General features: G+C 58.1%; 29 protein-coding genes, 1 tRNA gene and 1 other annotated feature. Of the genes, 8 read left to right on the top strand and 22 right to left on the bottom strand.

Annotated elements, in window-relative coordinates:
* Positions 1 to 32 precede the first annotated feature (32 nt).
* Positions 33 to 3,011 carry a TonB-dependent receptor gene (locus K3180_RS07430; protein WP_221539532.1) on the top strand — a complete coding sequence of 993 codons (2,979 nt, stop codon included), beginning with the start codon at positions 33 to 35 and terminating at the stop codon, positions 3,009 to 3,011.
* Positions 3,012 to 3,045: 34 nt separating this feature from the next.
* Here K3180_RS07430 and K3180_RS07425 read toward each other — a convergent pair whose 3' ends face one another.
* The gene (locus K3180_RS07425) at positions 3,046 to 3,798 is read right to left on the bottom strand and encodes a queuosine precursor transporter (protein WP_221539530.1); all 753 of its coding nucleotides are present in this window, start codon (positions 3,796 to 3,798) and stop codon (positions 3,046 to 3,048) included.
* 59 nt (positions 3,799 to 3,857) lie between these two features.
* Here K3180_RS07425 and K3180_RS07420 point away from each other — a divergent pair.
* The 4 genes from K3180_RS07420 (at position 3,858) to K3180_RS07405 (ending at position 5,161) form a co-directional block, all read left to right on the top strand.
* Positions 3,858 to 3,934 (top strand) — tRNA-Arg (locus K3180_RS07420).
* Positions 3,935 to 4,000: 66 nt separating this feature from the next.
* Positions 4,001 to 4,252, top strand: a complete 252-nt coding sequence (locus K3180_RS07415) for a hypothetical protein (protein WP_221539528.1) — start codon at positions 4,001 to 4,003, stop codon at positions 4,250 to 4,252.
* Positions 4,249 to 4,725, top strand: a complete 477-nt coding sequence (locus K3180_RS07410; RefSeq protein ID WP_221539526.1) for a hypothetical protein — start codon at positions 4,249 to 4,251, stop codon at positions 4,723 to 4,725. The genes K3180_RS07415 and K3180_RS07410 overlap by 4 nt, the downstream gene beginning before the upstream one ends.
* Positions 4,726 to 4,909: 184 nt before the next feature.
* On the top strand, positions 4,910 to 5,161 hold the full coding sequence (locus tag K3180_RS07405; RefSeq protein ID WP_221539524.1) for a hypothetical protein: 252 nt from the start codon (positions 4,910 to 4,912) through the stop codon (positions 5,159 to 5,161).
* On the opposite strand, the gene K3180_RS07400 is transcribed toward K3180_RS07405, so the two are convergent.
* The 16 genes from K3180_RS07400 to K3180_RS07325 form a co-directional block, all read right to left on the bottom strand.
* Complete coding sequence (locus K3180_RS07400) at positions 5,155 to 5,769, bottom strand: hypothetical protein (RefSeq protein WP_221539522.1); 615 nt, start codon at positions 5,767 to 5,769, stop codon at positions 5,155 to 5,157. The two genes, K3180_RS07405 and K3180_RS07400, sit on opposite strands and share 7 nt — an antisense overlap.
* Positions 5,770 to 5,961: 192 nt before the next feature.
* Positions 5,962 to 6,378, bottom strand: a complete 417-nt coding sequence (locus K3180_RS07395) for a DUF6950 family protein (RefSeq protein WP_221539520.1) — start codon at positions 6,376 to 6,378, stop codon at positions 5,962 to 5,964.
* A 99-nt stretch (positions 6,379 to 6,477) separates the two neighbouring features.
* A complete protein-coding gene (locus tag K3180_RS07390; protein WP_221539518.1) occupies positions 6,478 to 7,707 on the bottom strand; it encodes a phage major capsid protein in 1,230 nt (409 codons plus the stop codon).
* A 76-nt stretch (positions 7,708 to 7,783) separates the two neighbouring features.
* On the bottom strand, positions 7,784 to 8,167 hold the full coding sequence (locus K3180_RS07385; protein WP_221539516.1) for a hypothetical protein: 384 nt from the start codon (positions 8,165 to 8,167) through the stop codon (positions 7,784 to 7,786).
* A gap of 16 nt (positions 8,168 to 8,183) precedes the next feature.
* Entirely contained in the window at positions 8,184 to 8,408 is a 225-nt protein-coding gene (locus K3180_RS07380) for a hypothetical protein (RefSeq protein WP_221539514.1), read from the bottom strand.
* Positions 8,389 to 8,631, bottom strand: coding sequence for a hypothetical protein (locus K3180_RS07375; protein WP_221539512.1), 243 nt, complete (start codon positions 8,629 to 8,631; stop codon positions 8,389 to 8,391). The genes K3180_RS07380 and K3180_RS07375 overlap by 20 nt, the downstream gene beginning before the upstream one ends.
* 171 nt (positions 8,632 to 8,802) lie before the next feature.
* Positions 8,803 to 9,030 (bottom strand): hypothetical protein, encoded by a 228-nt coding sequence (locus tag K3180_RS07370; protein WP_221539510.1) that lies wholly within the window; start codon positions 9,028 to 9,030, stop codon positions 8,803 to 8,805.
* A gap of 3 nt (positions 9,031 to 9,033) precedes the next feature.
* Positions 9,034 to 9,393: an HNH endonuclease gene (locus tag K3180_RS07365; protein WP_221539508.1), complete on the bottom strand. Its 360-nt coding sequence runs from the start codon at positions 9,391 to 9,393 to the stop codon at positions 9,034 to 9,036.
* 265 nt (positions 9,394 to 9,658) lie between these two features.
* Positions 9,659 to 11,059, bottom strand: coding sequence for an AAA family ATPase (locus K3180_RS07360; protein WP_221539506.1), 1,401 nt, complete (start codon positions 11,057 to 11,059; stop codon positions 9,659 to 9,661).
* A complete protein-coding gene (locus tag K3180_RS07355; RefSeq protein ID WP_221539504.1) occupies positions 11,056 to 11,358 on the bottom strand; it encodes a hypothetical protein in 303 nt (100 codons plus the stop codon). Before K3180_RS07355 ends, K3180_RS07360 begins: the two co-directional genes overlap by 4 nt.
* A complete protein-coding gene (locus K3180_RS07350; protein WP_221539502.1) occupies positions 11,355 to 11,591 on the bottom strand; it encodes a hypothetical protein in 237 nt (78 codons plus the stop codon). Before K3180_RS07350 ends, K3180_RS07355 begins: the two co-directional genes overlap by 4 nt.
* Positions 11,592 to 11,760: 169 nt before the next feature.
* Positions 11,761 to 11,940 (bottom strand): helix-turn-helix transcriptional regulator, encoded by a 180-nt coding sequence (locus K3180_RS07345; RefSeq protein ID WP_247710391.1) that lies wholly within the window; start codon positions 11,938 to 11,940, stop codon positions 11,761 to 11,763.
* Positions 11,941 to 12,025: 85 nt separating this feature from the next.
* A complete protein-coding gene (locus K3180_RS07340) occupies positions 12,026 to 12,574 on the bottom strand; it encodes a hypothetical protein (RefSeq protein ID WP_221539497.1) in 549 nt (182 codons plus the stop codon).
* The gene (locus K3180_RS07335) at positions 12,574 to 13,725 is read right to left on the bottom strand and encodes a tyrosine-type recombinase/integrase (RefSeq protein WP_221539495.1); all 1,152 of its coding nucleotides are present in this window, start codon (positions 13,723 to 13,725) and stop codon (positions 12,574 to 12,576) included. Before K3180_RS07335 ends, K3180_RS07340 begins: the two co-directional genes overlap by 1 nt.
* Positions 13,726 to 13,728: 3 nt before the next feature.
* Positions 13,729 to 13,986, bottom strand: coding sequence for a hypothetical protein (locus tag K3180_RS07330; RefSeq protein ID WP_221539493.1), 258 nt, complete (start codon positions 13,984 to 13,986; stop codon positions 13,729 to 13,731).
* Positions 13,983 to 14,249 (bottom strand): hypothetical protein, encoded by a 267-nt coding sequence (locus K3180_RS07325; RefSeq protein WP_221539490.1) that lies wholly within the window; start codon positions 14,247 to 14,249, stop codon positions 13,983 to 13,985. Before K3180_RS07325 ends, K3180_RS07330 begins: the two co-directional genes overlap by 4 nt.
* Before the next feature lie 556 nt (positions 14,250 to 14,805).
* Here K3180_RS07325 and K3180_RS07320 point away from each other — a divergent pair.
* Genes K3180_RS07320 through K3180_RS07310 form a run of 3 tightly spaced genes read left to right on the top strand, consistent with a single transcriptional unit; the run spans position 14,806 to position 16,275 of the window.
* Entirely contained in the window at positions 14,806 to 15,309 is a 504-nt protein-coding gene (locus tag K3180_RS07320; RefSeq protein WP_221539488.1) for a hemerythrin domain-containing protein, read from the top strand.
* Between the two features lie 20 nt (positions 15,310 to 15,329).
* Positions 15,330 to 15,809 carry a hypothetical protein gene (locus K3180_RS07315; protein WP_221539486.1) on the top strand — a complete coding sequence of 160 codons (480 nt, stop codon included), beginning with the start codon at positions 15,330 to 15,332 and terminating at the stop codon, positions 15,807 to 15,809.
* A gap of 13 nt (positions 15,810 to 15,822) precedes the next feature.
* Positions 15,823 to 16,275, top strand: coding sequence for a DUF421 domain-containing protein (locus K3180_RS07310; RefSeq protein WP_221539483.1), 453 nt, complete (start codon positions 15,823 to 15,825; stop codon positions 16,273 to 16,275).
* On the opposite strand, the gene K3180_RS07305 is transcribed toward K3180_RS07310, so the two are convergent.
* The 5 genes from K3180_RS07305 to K3180_RS07285 form a co-directional block, all read right to left on the bottom strand.
* Entirely contained in the window at positions 16,257 to 17,459 is a 1,203-nt protein-coding gene (locus tag K3180_RS07305) for a GGDEF domain-containing protein (RefSeq protein WP_221539481.1), read from the bottom strand. The genes K3180_RS07310 and K3180_RS07305 overlap by 19 nt on opposite strands.
* A gap of 171 nt (positions 17,460 to 17,630) precedes the next feature.
* On the bottom strand, positions 17,631 to 17,972 hold the full coding sequence (locus K3180_RS07300; RefSeq protein WP_221539479.1) for a TraR/DksA family transcriptional regulator: 342 nt from the start codon (positions 17,970 to 17,972) through the stop codon (positions 17,631 to 17,633).
* 1 nt (position 17,973) lies between these two features.
* Positions 17,974 to 18,840, bottom strand: coding sequence for a universal stress protein (locus K3180_RS07295; RefSeq protein ID WP_247710390.1), 867 nt, complete (start codon positions 18,838 to 18,840; stop codon positions 17,974 to 17,976).
* On the bottom strand, positions 18,840 to 20,324 hold the full coding sequence (locus K3180_RS07290) for a SulP family inorganic anion transporter (protein WP_221539478.1): 1,485 nt from the start codon (positions 20,322 to 20,324) through the stop codon (positions 18,840 to 18,842). Before K3180_RS07290 ends, K3180_RS07295 begins: the two co-directional genes overlap by 1 nt.
* Before the next feature lie 93 nt (positions 20,325 to 20,417).
* Positions 20,418 to 20,471 (bottom strand) — a sequence feature (sul1 is cis-regulatory element that is thought to sense ions involved in sulfur or methionine metabolism; They are found in Alphaproteobacteria).
* Between the two features lie 106 nt (positions 20,472 to 20,577).
* Positions 20,578 to 21,360 (bottom strand): NUDIX hydrolase, encoded by a 783-nt coding sequence (locus K3180_RS07285; RefSeq protein WP_221539477.1) that lies wholly within the window; start codon positions 21,358 to 21,360, stop codon positions 20,578 to 20,580.
* Positions 21,361 to 21,583 lie beyond the last annotated feature (223 nt).

Genomic DNA, 21,583 nt, shown 5'->3' with positions numbered 1-21,583 from the left:
GTCATGAGAGGTGAGGGATGAGGAGAGGGTTTATGAGGATCAGGGCCACCCTGATGGCCGGTATTTGCGCCGGTGCATTTGCAGTTCCAGCATACGCTCAAGATGTTACCGGTGAGGACAGCGAATCCGGGATCGCGGAGGAAACCACGTCCGAACGTGTCATCATCGTGACCGCTCAGCGTCAGGCGCAGAGTTTGCAGGAAGTTCCGATCGCAGTCAGCGCCTTCGATACCGAGGCGCTCGAAGCGCAACAGATCGAAAACGCCAGCGATCTGCAACTCACATTGCCAAACGTTTCATTCACCAAGTCGAACTTTACCAGTTCGAGCTTCACCATCCGCGGCATCGGCGACCTCTGTGTGGGTGTGACCTGCGACAGTGCCACTGCAATCCATGTCAATGGCTCGCCGCTGTTCGGCACACGCTTGTTCGAAACCGAATATTTCGACCTCGAACGGGTCGAGGTGCTGCGCGGGCCGCAGGGAACGCTGTTTGGCCGCAACGCGACCTCCGGCGTGGTCAACGTCGTAACCGCCAAACCTGATCTTTCGGGTTTTGGGGCAGCAGCCGAATTCGAATACGGCAATTTCGACAGTATCAAGGCAAAGGGCATGGTCAACGTTCCGATCGGCGATGCCATCGGCGTGCGCCTGGCCGGGTTCTATCTCAACCGTGATGGCTATACCGACAACCTCTACGACGGCAGCCAGATCGATGATCGCGACATGTATGCGATCCGCGGATCGCTTCGCTTCGAGCCGACCGCATCCACCACGCTCGACTTCATGGGATATTACTTCCGCGAGGACGACAACCGCATGCGCATCCAGAAGCAGATGTGCCAGCGCGATCCTACCGGCGTATTGGGGTGTCTCGCCAACCGTCTCGATTTCGACAAGACCAACGCCAACTCCACCCTCGCTTCGGTGCTGACGTCTCAGGAATTGTTCGCACTCCAGCAGCTTCCGACCTCGCTCGCGCTGGGCAGTGTCTATGGCCCCGACGGTTATGCCAACAACGTCGAGCCCGACGATGTGCGCAAGGTCTTTACCGCTTTCACGCCGGAGTATTTCTCCGATGAAATGCAATTGCAGGCGCATCTGGACCAGGGCCTGGGCGCGATGAACCTGTCGCTGACCGGCATCTACCAGGAAACCTCGGTCGACTCGCGTCAGGACTACAACCTCGGCATTCTGGACCGGACGGGTTATGCGGTAGCGCTCAACACATTGCAGGCGTTTGCGGACAACGACCTGATCTTCCCCGGCTCATCGGCATATTTCTCGCCGATTGCCGATGCACTGATCCCCAACGGTCCCAACGGCGCGCTGTGTGCCTCGAACAATTTGTCTGAAAGCCAGGGCGCATTCGAAGGGCATTCGATCTGTAACGATGTCCCATTGACCTTCGACCGGTCGAACCAGGACCAGACCGCCTGGTCGGCAGAAGCCATCCTGTCGAGCGACTTTGACGGGCCGTTCAACTTCCTGATCGGCGGCATCTATGCCGAGAGCGAGGTTTCCGAGAACAGTTATTACGTCAATGCCTTCGGTCTCGACTATGCGACCGGCATTCTCGGTACGTTCTCCGCTTTGGCCAATGAGGACGATGAAGAGAATCCGGCTCCACTGCCGCCGTCCTATCTTGCGACCTCGATGTATCGCAACAACACGCAGGACTTCAAACTCAAGAGCTACGGCCTCTTCGGCGAAGTCTATTTCGATATTACCGATCGCCTGAAGTTCACTGGCGGTCTGCGCTACAATAACGACAAGAAATCGGTCACGGCACGGACCACGCTTGCCAGCTTCCTGAACCCGTTCAGCAATGATGGCGATCCGTTCGATTCGCCCTTTGTCGGCAGTTACGACGCGGATCCGGGGATGCCGGGTAACCAGCTGGTTCAGACCCGTTCGGTGAGCTTCGACGAGATTACCGGCCGCGCGGTGCTCGATTACGAGATCTCGCCAGACAGCACGATCTACTTCTCCTATTCGCGCGGCTATAAGTCAGGCGGTATCAATCCGCCGCTTTCGCCCATTTTCGACGTACAGGAGAGCTTCGGTTCGGAAAGTATCGATGCCTTCGAAATCGGATCGAAGAATACCTTCCTTGATGGCGCCGCGCAGGTGAACCTCACCGGGTTCTACTACAAGTACAAGGACCTGCAGCTGAGCCGCATTGTGGCCCGCACGTCGGTAAACGACACGATCGATGCCAATATATGGGGCGTCGAATTGGAAACGATTCTCTCGCCCAGTTACAACTGGCTGATCAATATGAACGTCAGCTATCTCAACGCGGAAGTCGCGGGAGATCAGTTCTTCTCCAACCCGCGAGACCCCGGCGGTGGCGATCCGGACGCGGTAATCATCAAGGACCTTGGCAACGGTTCGCTGTGCGCGGTCACAGGGGCAGGGGCAGACGCATTTATCAACTTCCTGAACCCCATCCTCCAATTGCAGGGAACCACCGAATTTCCCGATGACAGCGGAATTGCATCCTCGGGTGCTTTCGGCATCTGCAATATCTATGCGGCAGCAGCGGCTGGCGCGATCGGTGCAGTCAACCCGGATCTGGCACCGTTACAGCCCTTCATTGACAGTTTCGGCCCGATCAGCGTCCTTAGTCCTGGCGTTGAAGTGAATCTCAGGGGCAACAAATTGCCCCAGGCCCCCGAGTTCAAGGCATCCATCGGCGTCCAGTACACGGCTGAATTCGGAAGCGGCTGGTCTCTTGTACCGCGTGTCGATGTCGCGATGACCGGCGAGCAATACGGGAACGTATTCAACGGTAACGTGAACCGGATCGAGCCCTTCGTGCAAGCTAACGCACAGATCCAGCTCAATTCTCCGGACCAGCGCTTCTATGTGCGGGGCTTCGTTCAGAACATGTTCGATTCCGACTCCGTCACCGGACTTTATCTGACCGATGCGTCTTCGGGTAACTTCACGAATATCTTCACGCTTGATCCGCGGCGCTATGGCATCGCGGTGGGGGCAAAGTTCTAGGCTGCGCCAATTGAAGGGATAGGGCAGGGGGCGGCTATGAGGCCGCCCCCTTTTTTACTTCCTGACTGGATGCGAAGGGCGAGAAATCCGTCTGGGTATCGAAAATCTCGACGCCCTCGACACGTTTGAGTTTGCCTACAACCAAATAGGTGAGCGGGGTCAGCAGTGCTTCCCATGCGGTCTTGATCAACCATTGTGAAAGTACGACTTGCCACAAAAGTTCGATCGGCCAACCAGCCAACCCCCAAAAGGCAAGTGGATAGAATATAAAGCTATCGAGCCCCTGGCCAACAATCGTCGAACCGATGGTGCGCATCCAGAGATGCTTGCCCTTGGTCCAGATCTTCATCTTGGCGAGGACAAAGCTGTTGGCGAACTCTCCCGCCCAGAATGCGACCATCGAGGCGAATACGATCCGCCAGCTGTTTCCGAAGACGAATTCGTAGGATTCCTGCCCAGGCCAGCCGTCTGCGGGAGGTAGCTGGACGACGGCCCACGCCATGAATGCCATAAAGAGCAGCGCCGCAAATCCAGTCCAGATCACGCGCCGTGCGCGGGCGTAACCGTATACTTCGGTCAGTATATCCCCGATGATATAGCTGATCGGAAAGAATAAAACGCCAGCTCCGAAAGACCATGCGCCGATGCCCGGCAAGATGACATAGCTGGGCTTCGAGGCGCCGATCAAATTCGACAGCAGCAAGATCGTGACAAACGCCGCCATGACGAGGTCGTAATAGCGAAAGCTTATTGGCTGCGGCGCCGCATCGAACTCGTGCTTTTCCATAACGCGGTGCCTATCTCCGATTGGCGCTTTGGCAAAGCCGCGTTATGGCGAACCGGTGCGCGCCCGTAGCTCATCTGGATAGAGCGCGAGACTTCTAATCTTGAGGCAGCAGGTTCGAGTCCTGCCGGGCGCGCCAAATTCTGGGAGTTTTCTCGTTACCTAGTCCGAATCAGGTAACGCATAGGTAACAGGGGGCGGGTACTTGACCGACGATAAGGCAGACAAGCTGGCCAGCGCAGTAGTCGAGCACGGTAATCAGCTCTCTCAGAATCTGATGTATTTCAAGAGGTTCACCGAGGCACAGAACCGGAAGCAAGAAGCGTTCCTTACGAGGCTGCAATCAGAGAACGACAAACTGCAGAAGCAGTCCGTTAATGCAGCTAGATGGGCAGCAGGAGCGGCAACCGCCGCAGCGCTCGCGGCTCTGGCCCCCATAATCGGGAGCTTTCTATGAGCGCTGAGAGTTTGCCAGAAGATATTGGAGACGACGCCGACCGTTACGGCGGGCATGACCGCGAAACCTATTTCAAGATGGTCGACCGCCGAAACGAAATGCTCGACAGTCAGCGGATCGAAACAATGGGGTACATTCACAAGCTTAGCGCTTGGATGATAGCCCAGCTGTTTGTCGCGAACAGCGGCGCGTTAGCGTTGGTAGGCGAGGGGGCACCTTCCATGGCGCAAGCAATGTTTGTTATAGGTCTGGTTGCAGCTATGGCGTGCAGCGTTTCTGCCTGGTGGCAAAGCCATCAAGTCTATCACCATATTTTCGACCTCTCTGGCCCTGAAGCGTATGGCAATATCAGAGATTGGAAAACTACGGACAAAGCGCGGTCGTGGAAGGAAGACTTGTGGCTTTATGCCGCCATGGCATTTGGGGTTGTCTCATTAGCCGCTTTCGCTGTCGGAGCCTTTAAAAGCATCTAGCCACCGCGCTTCCTCGCGTTCGATCGGTTGAACGTTCGGCCAACTCTTCCCGCATTGTGAACACTTCATTCGCCTGGCGTCGGGCAGTTCCTCTGTATCGAGTTCCGCCTTATGCTGACAATTCCAACACTCGATTCGGTAGCGGGGCATGCTGCCTGTTGGAACAGGAGGGGAACGCTGGTCAATGAAACGTTATCCGACGATCGAGGAAAAAAGAGCGCATTGTCTGCAAAGGATGAAGCAGGCCGAAGCTGCAATGGAAGGCAGAGCTCGCTTTCGTCCCCAAGCTAACAACATGGCAGCTGGGCCATGCCAGGGTTGTTTAGCGATCGAAAAGCACACTTACCGCGCCGATAAGGCACCGCTTATGCCCTTGGATGAGTGTCCGCACCCGGATCAATGTGTCGGTCATTACCGCCTCGAAGTCGACTACTGAGCCACTTTGCCTTCCACCGTCCGCAGCACGCGGCTTTCCACGCCTTCGCCGGTAACTTCGATTTCGAGGATATTCCCGCCGATACCCTTGCCGGACCAGCCATCGACAAAATCGGCAGGGTGCTCGATCTGAAGGTCGATAAAGCGGCGCATATCGTCGGGCGTGAGATCGCGACCGGAAAACTCGGCCGCCCACGGCTCACCATTACCGCTGCACATATATTCCACCGTCTCGTAAGGCTCGTAAGCCTTCGCGAACGGCAAGTCGGCATTCGAGACCATGAACATGCGCGCGCCGTACTGGGAGCAAGGATAGGCGATCAGGAGGCGACCTAAGCGGCCCTCGGCAGCTTCAAGCCTTAGAACCTCGATTGCATCCCTAAGCAGCCCTTCGCCGGTCAAGTTCGGCCTCTCTGCCAAGCGCCGCCTGATCTTGTCGGGGTCTGACGCGTCGAAATGGCCGGAGTGCACCGCTGCCCAAGGCCAGAGCGTTCCCGAAATCGCTTTCTCGCCGTGCCCTATCTGCTCGCCGGTCTTTTGATCCCATAGCGCGGTATCGGTCCAGAGGTAGGCGCGGCCTTGGTGAATCAATCCATTGATAAGTGTCATTGCGCGTCTCCTTTGGCGGTCGAGCCATAATGCTCGCCGGGATGGTTGCGGGGGTTGCGGTGAGGCTTGCGACCGTCGCGATCTTTCCGGCCGCAGCGACCAGCGCCGGGGTGCCGATGCCTGCCGTTGCGATCGTGCCAGCGACCAGAGCCACCGCGCCCGCGATTGTCGCGACTGTCCGTAGTGTCTTGCTCATACTCGCCAAGCTCCTTCGATTTCGTGCGGCTCCAGGACGGCCATTCCAGGCGCGTCATCATGCCAGCCAAGCACCTTGTGCGGCCCTGCACATATCGTGATTGCGCCAAAGCCATCGCCGCTGCGAAGCATAGCGACGTCGCCCAGGGTCATCATGGCGTAGCCGGGAAGGCGCGGAAGTAGGGTGTCGAGCATGTCGCCTACATGTTTCCAGCCGCGCTGATCGAGCGCACGCCGGGCACCTATCGCCGATCGGATGCGCGGGAGTGGTTGGGGCTTGTGGCCAAGCTGGCGGAGGTGGAAGCGGAGCAAATGAATGCAGGTCGTTCCCGCCTTCCAGTCGAAAGGCTTTGCCCGGTATTTTGCCATCGTGGCTTCTGTCGCCTCGTGCCGTCGGAGCATGTCGGATTGCATTCGCTATCTCCTGAAAATGTGGCGGGAGCGATCGGGTCGCAGTGACCGCTCCCGCTTAGTGCCCGGCAGGAAATGAAGAGAAACTGCCGGGCGGGAGGCTTAGACCGTGACGGCGATCTTCATCAGCTTGATAGCGTTCGGATCGAGCAGGCCACCACCGACGCGGCGCGTGGTATAGTAGAGAACGAAAGGCTTCGCTGTGTAGGGATCGCGAAGCACTCGGGTTCCAAGGCGATCATTGATGAGATAGCCGCGCTGGAAATCGCCGAATGCGATCGGGAGCGCATCGCCGCCAATGTCGGGCATTGCTTCGTCGATCGTGACCGGACGGCCCAGAAGGGTTGCCGGTTCGTCGGCAATGAGGCCTTCGCGCCAGATATAATCCCCCTGTGCGGTTTTCATCTTCGCGATGAACGCGGCGGTCTGCGAATTCATCAACCAGCGAGCGTTTGCCCGGTAAGGCGCGGCAAGCTGATATTTGAAATCGAGCAGGGTGTCAGCGTCCGGAATATCGGTTGCCGATTCCGAGTTGAACGTTGCGAGGTTTCCGCCGGGATGGTCGCCATCCGATGCGCCGCCAGTGATGAACGTTAAGAGCCCGCGCGGCTTGTTCGAGCCATCACCAGAGATAAAGGCAATATCTTCCTGCACGGCGAATTCGGTTTCGATGCTATCGGCAAGCCAAGTTTCGAAGTTGATCGCGCTGTCATCGAGCAGCCGCTGCGTTGCGGCCGGCATGGCGTAGATCTCGCCAGCTTCGAACGTGATCTGCGAAAGCGAGGCAGTCGTGGTCTGCGGACGCGCTGCCGTTTCGCCTACCCATCCGGTGCCCCATTCATCCGAGTTCCAGAGCGTAGTGAAAGCGCCGTTGCTCGTAGTCTGCACCTGGCAGATTGAGCGCATCGGGCTCGCATCGCGCAGTCGCTGCTGAATGCGGCGATCCCACTCGACCGGGGCCAGATAGCCACCATCGCTATTCGTGCCGGTCGACATAGCGTTCTGAATAGCAAGGCGCTGGCCAGTAGCATTTGCTTCGCGCAGTGGCTGCTCGTTATCACCCTTGCGGAAGTAGCTGGCGAATGCCGTGCTGTATTCGGGATCGGTCGGCATGGCGTCGCGCGGGGTGATATTGCCAGAGCCAGCGATACGCTCGACCAGCGAGGCCTCAATATCGCGCAGCTCGTTCTGGTGCTGTGCTTTGAAATCGGCGAACGCGCCATTTAGCTCGCGCAGCAAGCCAGCCGTGTCGGTTTCAGCGCGTGGTGCACCGATCATGGCGCGGGGCGGGGTAAGTGCTGCCAACATGGCAAGGCGAGAATTCATCTTCATGGTCGATCCCTTTCGTTTGGACGTAAGGGACGCTCGCAGGGTCGAATGGCCGAAAACATAGTTTCTGGCCAAAATCTTACATTGCATCGCGAAATCTTCGGGCAAGGCGTTCTTCGATGATCGCGGCAATCTCGCGTGTCTCGGCTTCCCACGCATCGCCGCTAATCTGTCGGCAGCATCGGCCCTCGTATCGTGTCAGCCGTTCGGCCATGAAGCATGCCGCCACGTTGCCGCCGTCTGCCGTTGCTATGGCTTCGATCGGGTTAGGGTCGAGACTTTGCTCGGCAGCGTAGAGCATGCGCTCGATACGATCAGTGCGCCGTTCGTCGCGCAGGTAGGCCTCGACCACCAGCCGCGCTATTCGTGCCGCCTTGGCGCGCGCTGAGAGTTTATCCGGTAGAGCAGCCGCAGCCGCGCGAAGCGCCACCAGTTCCCCGGCAGAGCGACGCGGGCGGGCCATCGCCATCGGCATGCATCTAATCGCTCTGGGGATCATCTTGCCGGTGCACGATTGCTACAATGTCGAAAGATGCCAGCCGTTCTGCAACGGCGCGGCGCTGGCTGTGGAATAGGATGCCCTTCAAGATGTTGTCGATTTCGTCGGCAGTCATCGGGCGGGCAACCTCATCGAGCGCCACCAGCACATGCCGCTTGATATGCGGGCGAAGCCGGTCGAGGTACTTAATGCGAGGTAGGCGCATCGCTCTTGCCCTCCACCTGGTTGGCCATCACGGCGATTGCCTGGCGCATCCATTCGAGCCCATCGGCATGCGAGCCGGTCAATTCGCTGGCAGCGTCGTGGAGCGCATATGCCAGCGCCACCGTGGCGTCGGCAGGTTCGATTCCTCGGGCAGTCACTTGCCCGATCAGCTTGCGCGTCAGATTGCGGGTGAGTTCGATCGTGGCGGTGTCAGGGTCGTTCATTGCAGTTCTCCATTTGCAGGGGCGGTGACATTGTTCGGGTGGGTGGCGCTGCTGGACCGCTGCGGACGGAAAAGCGCATCGCCGCGATATTGCGTAAGGGGGTCAGTCTCGCGCGCGCACAACGTTTCTCCAGTTAGCGATAGCGTTGCAGTTGGCAGCGGTACGGAGCGGTCACGCGGGCTCACTTTCATCGCCCCCGTATCGTTCGATGAAGCTTTCGGCGTAGTCCGCGATCCTCCCAATTATCTCGGGTTCTTTGACGCGCACGATAGCTTGGCATGCGAGCAGTTCCGCAGCGAGATCGGCGCTTTCGAGGCCAAGCATCACAAGGTCTGCCAGCGTGTCGTCGACTATAGCCGTAACCTTCGCGCCGACGTCGTCATGGGTCCGGTCGTTCATCGCTCAATCCTCGATTGGCCAGCCGTCGAGCCCAACAGGGCGGGGCCGTGTCCGCAGTACCTTGCCCTGATCGCGCGCAGATTTGTCGCGGTGACAGGGGACGCAAATTGCTTCCAAGTTCTCGAGGTCGTCGGTTCCACCTTTGGCCTTCGGCTTTTTGTGATCGACTTCCTTGGCGAGGGTGATGCGCTGAGGCTTGGCGCGCCAGCACGTCTGGCAAAGAAAGTTGTCGCGCTTCATCACCTGTGCGCGCAGCTTCTCCCATTGGTAGCCATATCCGCGCGCATGGCGGCTTTCCCTCCTGCCATGATCCCACGCCTTGCTGGCATCGCTGGCTCCTACCCTTGGCGGCTTATTCGGCATTGTTCGATCCTTTCTTGCGTTCACGGTATCGGCGCGCCTCTTCGCGCTTGCGGCACTTCTCGGAGCAGAATCGTTTCGGTGCGCAGTTGCTGAAACGGGACCGCCAAGCGTGCATCGGGTGGCGGTCGAAAGGCTCGCCGCAGCTTTCACAGTTCATGGGGTGTCTTCCTTGTGGGGGTTCGAAGATCGAATTGCAGATGCAAAAAAAGACATGGGCGGCGGTACGGAAACGCATGCGCACTCAGACTTTCGGGGCGGGGGATGCTCATGACGCGCACCAGTCGCAGCCAACGCCGCCACAGGCGTTGCATTCCGCACCCTCATCGGGCGCGGCGGCCTGAGTGGCCGCGCCAGTAATATCTTTAGATATAGAGTGTGTGGGAGGGGTAGTTCGGGCGGACTGTTCGGGGGAGTTCGGGGAGAGTGTTCGGGAAGCGTTCGGGGTAGGGGTTCGGGGAAGTTCGGGAGCCTCGCGAATGACCGTTACGTCGCGCCCTTTCGCGCGGTTGCGATAGGTATGCGTCTCGATCTTTCCGGTAGTGAAAAGCCTGTCCATTGCGCGCTTCAATGCGCCGCGCTTCATGCCCTTGGCCTGTGCCATTCCTTCGAACTGAGAGGGTGCGTAGTTCGGGCCCGGTGATGGTCCTACCTCGCGGCCTTCGCCTTGCTCTGCCCTTGCGCGCAAGCATTCGAGGAAAGCATTGTTCTCGCCTTGCACGCGGATGCTGTCTGCAAGTTCCTTGGCATAATCGGCTGGCAGGTCGTCATCGCGCAGGAATGCGCCCTTGTACCAGCGGAAGCCGATCTTGCCGCCTGTTGGCCCATAGTTGGCTTTCGGATTGCGGATAGCGCGCGCGTCGGGATCCACGTCTTCGTCACCGTGTTCGATGATCCAGCGGCTGCGAACCTTGTTGTGCCAGGCGACAGAGCCGAGCCAGTCATCGCCCGCCTTGTTCGGATGGTGCAGAATCATGGCCGCACCGTCGCGCTTGATCGCCAAGCCGGTGAGCTGGTTCACGAATGCAGCGACCGGGTGAATTGCATTATGATCGGCAGCGAGCGCATCGGTCGCATTGTCGAAGGCATAAACGCCTATGTCGCGCTCCCGGCAGGTGTATTCGATTTCGCGCCAGCGGTCTGTCGTCTCCAGCCTTCCGCCGTCCGTCTCGACTGCCAGCGCCGTATCGGGTTCGCCAGTAAGTGAGCAGAGAAACAGTTTGCCGATCAGGTCGGCCTTGGTGATCCCAAGAGCCTTGTTGATATCGTATTGGCGGCGCCAGAGTTCGTCCGCGTCATCTTCGCAGGTAACATAGAGCGTGTTGCGTTGTTCGGTTTCCATTCCGAGCAGCGGCTTTCCGACTGCAATGGCAGTGAACAGCATTTGCTCGAACAGGCTCTTGCCGACGCCACCGGGGCCGGTGAGCATGGTCGTTTGATGCAATGGGAGCCAAGTGCCCCAGAGCGAACGCCTGGGCGGCGGATCGCCCTGCCATGCCGCCATATCGATCAGGGGGAGCGAGCGAGCCGTTTCTTTGCCTTCGTGGTTCTGCTCGTAATCCTCGAGGCTATGCCACTGCAGGAGGTTTCCGTCGCGATCGTGGCCCCAGAACGGCTCTTCATTGGCGAGCCGTTCAAGGCTTTCTTCTTCGGATAGTGCGACCGTCATTCTGCGAACCTTTCGAGGTCGATCTGCTCTGCCTGAATCGCGGTCAGCATCAGCCGCTTGCAAAGCTTGTTGAGTTCATCGAGCGCATCAGCCGCGCCGGGTGCGTAGAGCGCGCCGGTCACGTAATCGCTGGCCATCCATGCCAGCCCTCGGGCCACATCGCTCTGGGTGCTGGCGATCAGGGCGCTTGCCGCGTTGCGGTAGCTGCGAAGCAATGCGCGCTTCGCGTGTTCCTCATCCGATATGCCGGGGAGAAACAGGCGGATTTCGTCGCGCTTGATTGTGACAGGCGCGTTCATTCCGGCCCTCCCACGTATTTGCAGTCAGGCATGCGGTCTGCAATTTCGAGCGCGGCGGCCATCGCTTCCCACCACGTTGCGCGGCGGTAAAGATCATACCAATCCTCGCTGTATGGGCGCAGAAACGCGACATAGCCCGCTGGCTCGTCGTTCTCGATATTCTGGAACCAGCCCGCCTCGTAGCGCGGTTCGCGGGTTGCAATTTCCGGGTGCGTCAGCGTGAGCGTCTTCATGCTGCCAACCTCCGGCGCTTCGAAATATGCCAAGGGAAAGACCAAAGCAGCATGCGCAGCCGAGCCGCAGCGCGGGGATTGGCCTTGAGAATTTCGCGATTTGGTGTAGGGTGACGCCGTTCGCCGCAATGAACAGCGCCGCCCATGCCCGGGCGGCGTTTCTGTTCCATCAGGCGGCTTCCATCCTATCAGTCATCCATGCTTCAACGTCTGCAAGGCTGTAGGCCAAGCGGCGTTCGGTTAGCTGGATCGGCTTCGGGAATTTTCCGGCTGCGACCATCCGGTCGAGCGTTGCGCGGCTGAGCGAAATTTTATCGCAGACAGCCTTGGGAGTAAGGAATTGAGCCATGTCTGACGCCTTTCGTTTCATAGGGCGTCAGGATTAATAGCGGCATTTCAGGAGCGCGCGACAAGAGGGGCGGGGGGAAACAAACTTATTTAGAAGGGCTTTTCGCCAGAGCATCGCGAACAAGCGAGCGAATATCTCCCGGCTTTTCATCAAGCGCGGTCAATATCTCTAGCGAGAGAAAGCATAGGTCGCCGGTCTGCTTGGAGTCAGCAGTTCTGCCATGCACTTCTAAAATATTGGCCAGTGATCTTACGAGTCCATGTTTCCATGTGGCTGGCCGACCAGTTCCGATCTCCACGCCGTTCGCCGCATTTCGAGCTAGACCCATTAGCGCCTGAGAAACAAAGTTTGCTTGCTCGAAGAAGGCTACTCCTCCGACTGGCTCTAAAGCATCCCAAAGGTGATTTCTGGCTTCCTCAGATAGAGTGCCGAGACTGATATAGAGATCAGCAGCCTGTCTCGCGATACCATCTAAGGTTGTGCGAACCTCTGACGGGGGTTCCGGCTTGTGACCGCGCAGAAGCTGATAATTTACAAATGCGGATTCGACATACTCTATAGGCAGGCCGGGAAGTTGCCGCTCTATCGCCTCGCGCGTTTTGTTCGGGAGTGGATTTACTACGCCGCCGGGCATTATTCGCGCTCCATCCGCACGACATTGCCACCGCGTTCGCCGTTCACCGCGCGATCGACCTCAGCCGCCCATGCTTCAAGCGCATGCCGCTTTTCGGGTGCGTAGGAGTGCAGTGCATAAACTTGGCCTGTGACGCCTTGGACGCGGTGATTCAGGACGCGGGAAACGACAAGCTCGGGAGTGCCGAGCCGTACCATATGCGTTGCCGCCGTTCGGCGTAGGTCGTGGAAGCGCCAAGGTTCGGACAGGCCGAGCCCTTTGCTTTCCAGCCATTCGTCCAGTTGCCGCTTCGATCGGGCAAAGCCGCGTATCGGGGAGTTCGCGCTTGTAGAGAAAACATAGTCGCCAATCTCGGGCATGGCCTTGATGATTTCGACCGCCATAGGGGCAAGGGGGACTAGGTGCGCCCGCTTGGCCTTGGTATCGCCCGCTGAGAGCGTCCACGTCGCATTGTCGAGGTCGAGGTCCACCCACCGTATTCCTGCAACCTCGCTGCGCCTCTGGGCTGTCAGGAGCAGCAAGCGCGTCCAAGGCCCGTCCGGATAGCCTAGCAGCCCTGCGGCGTTCCAGACGCGCGCAACCTCGTCCATTGTCAGGAAACGATCGCGCGCGGCTTCGGCGTTCGGTTTTTCGATGCGATCGGCCGGAGAGGTTTCGATCCAGTCCTGCGATATGGCATAGCCAAAAACTGTCTTAATCGTGGCGAGAACGCGGTTCGGGAGAACTTCGCCTTCAAGCCCTTGGATCAGGTCGCGCACTTCGGCCCGTTTGATTTCGCCGAGCTTGCGGTCGCGCCAGTCAGGATAGACATGCAATTCTAGCTGGCGCTGGATCAGGGCAGGGCGCTTCTTTGCCTTTATCCAAGCCTCTGCAGCCGCTTCGAAGGTCCGGTCGAGCCCTTCGGTCGATCCATCCCGCTCTAGCGCCTCGATCATGCTTTCGGCGGCATTGCGCGCCGCTGCCAGCTTCATCGCCGGATAAACGCCAAGCTTTCTGTTTATCACCTTGTCACCGACGCGGCGGCGAAGAATCCAAGCCTTCGTACCGCCAGCGCCAATGCGAAGCCGCAGCCCCTTTATTTTCGTATCGGGATGCTCTTGCTGCCCTGTGGCGGGAGGTTTGAGCGACTGCAGCTTCGTATCGGTCAGCATGGGTTAGAGTTCATCCGCGTGAAGCATTGCCAATGCTGCGAGAAAGCCAATCCCCTTGAAGGCAGATGCGACCAGTTCGGGATTAGCTTCGTCCAAAGCCGACTTGCCATTGTCGTCCTTATGGAATCCCTGATCTAAGAGAACTGCAATGCCGTGGATCATCGGCAAGATAGTGTGAATTCCATCCACGCCTACCGAAGCGAGTTCCCTGCAGTTATTGATCTGAAATCCGTCGAGCGCCTTTTTGAGTTCCGCGTTCATTGTGCGGCCTCCTTCTGAGTGAGGGGGTGCAGGTCGTGGAAAAGCTTATCACGCATGCCCTGCAGCTTCTGGCATTCATCCCGCGCAACTTCAGCAATGGTGGAAATAGCCGAACCCAAGTCGCCATGCTGGATGTGCATGAGGCCGGTAAGCAGGTTGTAAACTCGCTGTAGCGGATCCTCCATCTCGCAAACATAATCGAGAGGCTCGGGTTCGAAGCCCTTTGCCGTGGTGCTTGGTGTCGGTATCGTGTCGGTAGCCATGATGATCTCCATGTAGATCGTTGTGGTCAGAGCCGGGTCGGGATCTGATCATCCCACCTGGCTCGCCTGTTACCTGATCGGCAATAGGTAACAGCTTAGGTAACTCAGCCTGAGGTAACATGCAAACGAAAAGAAGCATGGGAAACAGAAAGCGCGGAAAACTGCGCTCCTGCGGCCCTATGGTAACCGTTCGACCTAACTTCTAATCTTGAGGCAGCAGGTTCGAGTCCTGCCGGGCGCGCCAAATAGATTGGCGTTGGCGACAGAACGGCCGGATGAAGCGAGCCGCAGCGATAAGGCGCTGTCCGAGTTAGCGTGGCGGCAAGCCGGGAGCTTTCGCTGCGCAATAGCCATTGCAAGAATTATCGATACACTGCTTTGTAGCGAGTTCCGCTTTACCTGAAGCGCGAGACAAGGCGCGGAGAGTTTGCAAGCCGACCTCCGCACGATCACCGCTCGGCTTGTCTCGTCGTAACAACCATTCGCACCAAGGTGGCTGCCATATTGGAACCATCGTCTTTGTCTGATCGCTTCTAGGGCCGAGAGGAGAATTGCGATGCCCACCCAAACCGATTTGGACGCAACCCATATTCTGGCGAGCGACCACCGCCTGGTAGAGAGCCTGTTTTCTAAGTTCGAGAGCTCATCGGGCGCTCAGCGCAAGGCAGATATCGCGAATCGCATATGCGACGAACTGAAGATGCACACGATTATCGAAGAGGAAATCTTCTATCCCGCACTTGAAGGTAAGATCGACGAAAGTCTGCTCAAAGAAGCATATGTCGAGCATGATGGGGCAAAGCTGCTGGTAAACGAGATCGCCCAAGGCAACCCGGATGAAGATTTCTATGACGCCAAGGTGACAGTGCTCAAGGAGCAGATCGAGCACCATGTGAAGGAAGAGGAAAAGCAGCACGATAACATGTTTCAACAGGCTCGGGCTGCCAAGGTCGACCTGGAGGATTTGGGCAAACGCATGCTCGAGAAGAAAGAACAATTGCAATCCCTGGCGAAGAAGAAGGGGGGGCTCCCTCCCGCAGAGCTACGCACATCGAACTGACGCCCATGTCAGCGAGATCAGTGGATATCGAGACGGACCGGGTATTTCAGGAACGTTTCTGGATCGCAGTTCGGATTGGGTGGGCGGCGATGATTGCAGTGATGGTAGCGGCCATCCTGGGTTTTACTGGCAGTGGGGGAACTTTTTCGGCGCAAGCATTGCAAGCCGGTAAAGTGACAGTGGAAATCCCTTCGGTTTCGCGGTGGGCAGCATCCGACACACTGACGATAGTTATCGACCAGCCGAGTGAGCGGACGACAGTCTGGATACCAGCGGGCTTCGGTGATGTGTTCTCAATCGAGTCGGTCACTCCGCAGCCCCAATCGGTTTCCGCCGGTCCTGATGGTGACGAATTCGTGTTCGAGTTGAAACCAGGGCGTGGCGAAACATCCATCGATTTCGTCATTCGTGCTTCCCGTCCGGTTTGGCGGCACCGCTTGGGACCCTTTGGTGTCAACGGACAGATCAGCGACGCCTCCACCGTCACTGTGTTGCCGTGATAAGGAGAAGCTGATGGAAAGCGTCATTCGCGGTGTAGCGATTTATCTTGTTCTGCTGGTCATCATCCGGCTCTCCGGTCGCCGAACGATGGCTCAAGCGACGCCCTTCGATTTTGTGCTCCTCCTGATCGTTGCCGAAACGACCCAGCAGGCGCTGCTGGGAGATGATTTCTCCATCACAAATGCCATCGTTCTCATCGTTACGCTTTTCCTCATGGATATCGGATTTTCCTATCTGACCCGCTGGTTTCCGATGCTTGCCAAAGTTGTCGATGGCCGGCCGACTTTCCTGGTCCATGACGGTTCGGTTGACGAACAGGCATTACGCAAGACGAGGATGAGCACTGCCGACATCATGGTCGCTGCCCGCAAGCAACATGGCCTGGAGACGATGGATCAGGTCAAACATGCGGTTTTGGAAAACGATTCCGGGATTACGATTATCCCTCAGCCGGAGGAAAGGTAACGCCCTCTACCAGAGGGCGGTTTAGCTACCTCTGAAAATCTCACGGAAACATTGTTCCGACCGCGCGCCTTTGCATCGTAGAGCGCGAGATCCGACCTCCGGCAAAGGTCCGACAGTTGGTCCGTTGGCTGCAGTTGCGCCAGGCCAAATGAGGCAGTGATGGCTTTGACGCTATCCAACCGCTTGGGCAATTGCTGCGAAATAGTCTCCCGTATGCTCTCCGCAATTCGATAGGCTTCCTTCGCATCCTTGCCGGAAAGCAAGATAGCAAACTCCTCACCTCCGAGACGTGCGACAAGATCCTCGCTTCCGATTGCACCCGAGAGCAGTGCGGCAAGATCCGAAATTACCAGGTCGCCGACGGAATGGCCGAAGCTGTCATTGATCGTTTTGAATCGATCGATGTCGATCATGACAAGTGTGAGCGGGGTACCCCGCCGTTTCGCTTCTTGCAGCATCCGGTCGCCATGAGACTCGAAGCCTCGACGGTTGAAGATTCCGGCAAGCAAATCGGTCTCCGACCTGTTCACCATCTCGATCGTCATATCCCGCATCATGATCAGTAACAGCGTCAGGGCGAGCGCGATCACTATGATTGCCCCCATGGTTTGCGAGATGGCTGCGTAGTTCGAAGCGAGATACCCCTGGGGTGCATCCGCAACGCCACCGTATTGCCAGGCCAGCAATGGCTTCAGGAGATAGATGAATGCGGCCAATCCGCTTATGGTGGCCAAGAGATTTTCGAGAGCCATCCTTCTTTGTGCCCGCAGAACGATAATTGTTATCAGTACTTGCAACGCAGCATATGGGAGCTGATACAGCAGAACGCGCAGTGTCGACCCATACGGTAGGCCGAGTATGAGCGGAACAAGGGCGATAGCGGATACCCATGTGATTGCCACGGCTATAACCGGCAATTTGACACGATAATGCACGGAAACGCCGATAACTCCGAATGTCATCGAAACCAGATAGGTCGCGAAAATCGCGACCACTGTCAGCGACGGTTCCGACAACCCGGGCAAGATAAACTCCAAGCCTACATTGACTACCCCCAACGCGTAAGCTGCCGCTAGCCAGCGCGCCCCGCGAGCTGTCGAATTTGTCTTCGCAACCACCCCAAACGCAAACGCGAACAGCATGGCGATGAACATGTTGATGCTGAGGACGAAGGCTGCTGTCATGGTTCGTCCATCGATAGGCTAAGACTTGCTAATGCACGAGTGCAAAGAGGCAGTTAAGAAGCCATTTAAATCTGTCGGAGTGCCGCTGGATTATCCCGTGTGCCAGCGAACCAACCCGTTAAGCTGGAGAACGCAGGGGGCTACCGAAATGGCAGCTCAGGTGCGCTGTCCTCAGCTATTGCTACCGGCACATTCCAGGCATTTCACCACTGTGGGACTGTTGCGCAGCCGAGCCTCGGCGATCTCGTCGCCGCATCCGATGCAGTAACCGAATTCGCCTTCCTCGATACGCTGGAGTGCAGCGGCGATGGCGGTTCGTTCGGACTTGCGACGCCGCTCCTGCGCCAGCGCCATGGCCTGCACCTGCATTGCATCGATACGCGAGAGACGACCGACACTTTCCTGGTCGAGTGCGACCGGATCGCGATCGGAAGCAGTGATGCGATCCTGCTCGTCTAGCTCGCTCAGGCGCTGCAGCAAAAGGTCGCGGAAGGAAGCGAGGTCGACCGGCATGCTAGCGCACCATCAGCACCGGCACCTTGACGGTGCGAACCATCTCGGCAGTCGTGCTGCCAACGATCATGCGGCGGATCGGCGAATGTCCATAGGCGCCCATAAGAAGCAAAGCGTGGTCGGTAGAGGCCACCACCCCCGGTATGACCTGTTCTGCTTTTCCGCGCTCCATAACTGCGGTAACCGGATGATCGGAAGCGAAAACTGCCTCAGCATTTTCGAGTTGAGCGCGTTTCACCTCACCTTCCGCTTCGGCCATCACAATCGTCACCGGCAGCCTGTCGAATAGTGGAGAGTTCGCAAGCCGTTCGAGAGCGCGTTCGGCAGCCGGGCTGGCATCGTAGGCGAAGACGATATGCTTCGGTTCGTAATATTCGCGTGAAGCGACCAGCACCGGTTTGGCACTGGCTCTGACCACGCGCTCGATCATGGAGCCGATATGGTCGGAGGCATATTCGTGCCCGACGCCGCGCTTGCCCATGACAACGACGCGTGCATGGTCTTCGCGCTCGAGGATCGTCTCGACCACTCCGCCATGGCGGTGCAGCGTAGAGATATCGGCAATGCCCGCTTCGCGCAGCAATTGTTCGCCTGCGGCCAGAAGAACGCGGCCTTTCTCGATCTCGGTGCGGCTACTTTCTTCCGACAGGCGGACAAGCTCTTCCATCAGGTCGCTTTTCACGCCCAGACCGATCGCACCCGACAGATCTTTGCGCGCCGTGATCGGGTCTTGTCTTTGAACGACATGAAGCAGTTCGACCGGCAATGACAGCCGCCTGGCGGCCCATCCGGCATAGCCGCACACGCTGGTTGCGTAGGCCGATGCGTCGATCGCCGCGAGGACGTTTTCCATTGCTGTTTCTCCCATCAGTGTCCTCCCAGCTGCGCATCGGCGCCGGGCTTGTCATGTATAGCATAGCGCTCGATCATGGCGGCGCTCGCATCGTTCAGGCCGCGGACTTCGACTATCGTGCCTTCGCGGCGAAATTTGAGGATCGCCTTGTCGAGCGTTCCCACCGCCGAGATGTCCCAGAAGTGCGCGCGGCTCACGTCGATCACCACCCGGTCAAGCACTTCCTTGTAGTCGAAGGCTTCCACGAAGCGATCGGAAGAGGCGAAGAAGACCTGGCCTTCGATCCGGTAAGTCCGGGTCGTACCGTCTCCCGACAACTCGGTGTCGACAGTGAACAATCGCTTCACTTTGCTCGCGAAGAACAGCCCCGACAGGATAACGCCTGCAAAAACGCCTTGCGCAAGGTCATGGGTCCAGACGACGACCACAACGGTAACGATCATGACAACCGAAGACTGCCATGGATGATGCCGGATATCCTTGATCGAGCGCCATGAGAACGTTCCGATGGAAACCATGATCATGACCGCCACCAGTGCGGCCATCGGGATGATTGCTACCAGCGGGCCTAGGACCAGCAAGAGGAACAGCAGAAATGCACCTGCTGTAAAGGTTGACAGCCGTGTCTCGCCACCAGACTTCACGTTGATCACCGACTGGCCGATCATGGCGCAGCCACCCATGCCGCCCAGGAAGCCGGTGAAGAAGTTGGCGATGCCCTGGCCCTTCATTTCCTGCTGCTTGTCGGATGGCGTATCCGTAAGATCGTCGACGATCTGCGCAGTAAGCATGGACTCGAGCAAGCCCACTGCCGCCATGGTTGCCGAATAGGGCAGGATGATCTGAAGCGTCTCAAGCGTGAACGGGACGTCCGGAATGAGCCATGTGGGTAAGGATGAGGGCAATTCGCCCATATCCCCCACAGTGCGCACATCCATGCCCATGTAATAGACCACCGCCGTCAGAATAACGATCGCGACCAGCGGCGAGGGCACGGCTTTGGTCAGCCGGGGCAACAAATATATGACCGCGAGACCCGCTGCGACCAACACATAGGTCAACATCGGCACCCCGGTCAGTTCGGGCAGCTGAGCGATAAAAATCAGGATCGCCAATGCGTTTACGAAGCCGGTGATGACCGAGCGCGAAACATATTGCATCAACAGGTGTAGCCGCAGGAATCCCGCGATGACCTGGATCACCCCCATCAGGATGGTGGCGGCAAAAAGATATTCGACACCATGTTGCTGGATGAGGGGCAGGACGAGCACCGCAATTGCAGCGGTAGCCGCAGAAATCATGCCGGGGCGACCGCCTACGAGCGAGATAATCACGGCGATCGAAAAGGAAGCATAGAGACCGACACGCGGATCGACACCGGCGATGATCGAAAAGCCGATCGCTTCCGGGATTAGCGCAAGCGCGACGACGATACCGGCGAGAATATCCCGCCGGGGATTGGAAAGCCATTCGCGCTTCAGCGCGGAAATATCGAACATGTGAACCCTAACACGACTCACACGACCGGCATTCGCACCGATAAGCGATGCAATTGCGACCACGATGTGCGGCCACTAAAAGCCGGTCTGAAAGGTTGTCCCGGGGATAGGCGCCGGGCCGAGCCACCCGGCACGGCCGGGTCCGATGGATGGCGGGCACTTACCGCCAGTCAGCTTATGCTGCAAGTGCGAAATCGCGTTATTCAGCTGGGATCGAGGGCTCGCACGATAAGAACCCGCAGGAACGGCGCCTTTATCCGCGCGCAACCTTATCCAAGGGCTCACCTGTCACAGGGTACCCTAGATCTTCCCCGATCTCGAGCCAGCTTTTACCGTGGCGATCCCTCATGAACGGAGTGATGGTTCTTACCGGAATGCGATCCGCCTGTTCTTTCGCCGCCGCGAAATTCTCGAACAGGGCGAGACGCTCCAGATTGCGGCGGGTGGGAAAGATCACCTTGATCTCGCCGCGCTCCGCCGCATCGAGTGCGCCTTGCGCCGTAGTCCAGAACAAGTGCGTGTTTTCGGAGAGGTCGGCTTCGATTTCGACCGCGCCGGTACCCAGGTCCGCAATATAGAAGCGTGTATCGTAAACACGCGGGATACGTTCGTTTTTCGGGTACCAACGGGCGAATGGCGTTAGCTGTCCGAGATCGGGTTCCCAGTCGAAATGATCGAGGACGCTGGCGAGATCGCCCGTTTGCAGGAGATAGCGACGCGCGGCGCGGGCCTTGTCGGCATCGATATCGCCCGCAAGGCCGATGACAAGTCCTGTTTCTTCCAGGGTTTCGCGGACGACGGCGATCTGATGCGCTGCTTCTTCGGGATCGAGCGGTCCGCCGATCATCGCGCCCAATTCGAAATCTGCCGGATCGACCCGGCCACCGGGGAAGACGGCCATGCCCCCGGCAAACACCATCTCGCGCGAGCGGATGGTCATCAGGATTTCGGGCGGACCGCCATCCCGCGCATTGCGGAATATAACTACCGTTGCTGCGGGTATGCCATCGGGCGGGCTGTCATGGTTCGCGTTCATGGCGACCTGTCTGCCGCCAACTGCCAGTCTTGCCAAGGTGCGATAGTTAACGCGCCCCGTCGGAATTTCTTACATACAGGCCCGAGTGAAAATCGGTGTTAACCATCGGATTCCGCGGAAGTCCGATGAAATCCTGGTTTGGCACGCACCATGCATATTTGGCTGTGTCCCAATGGTCTTCGAGAGGCAGACCGTCCCAGTCTCCTGCGTCTGCCTCCCCGAT

The sequence above is a fragment of the Qipengyuania huizhouensis genome, from assembly GCF_019711635.1.
Lineage (GTDB): Bacteria > Pseudomonadota > Alphaproteobacteria > Sphingomonadales > Sphingomonadaceae > Qipengyuania > Qipengyuania huizhouensis.
Note: the sequence above shows the minus strand (reverse complement) of the source record. Positions and strands in the feature narration are given on the sequence as shown.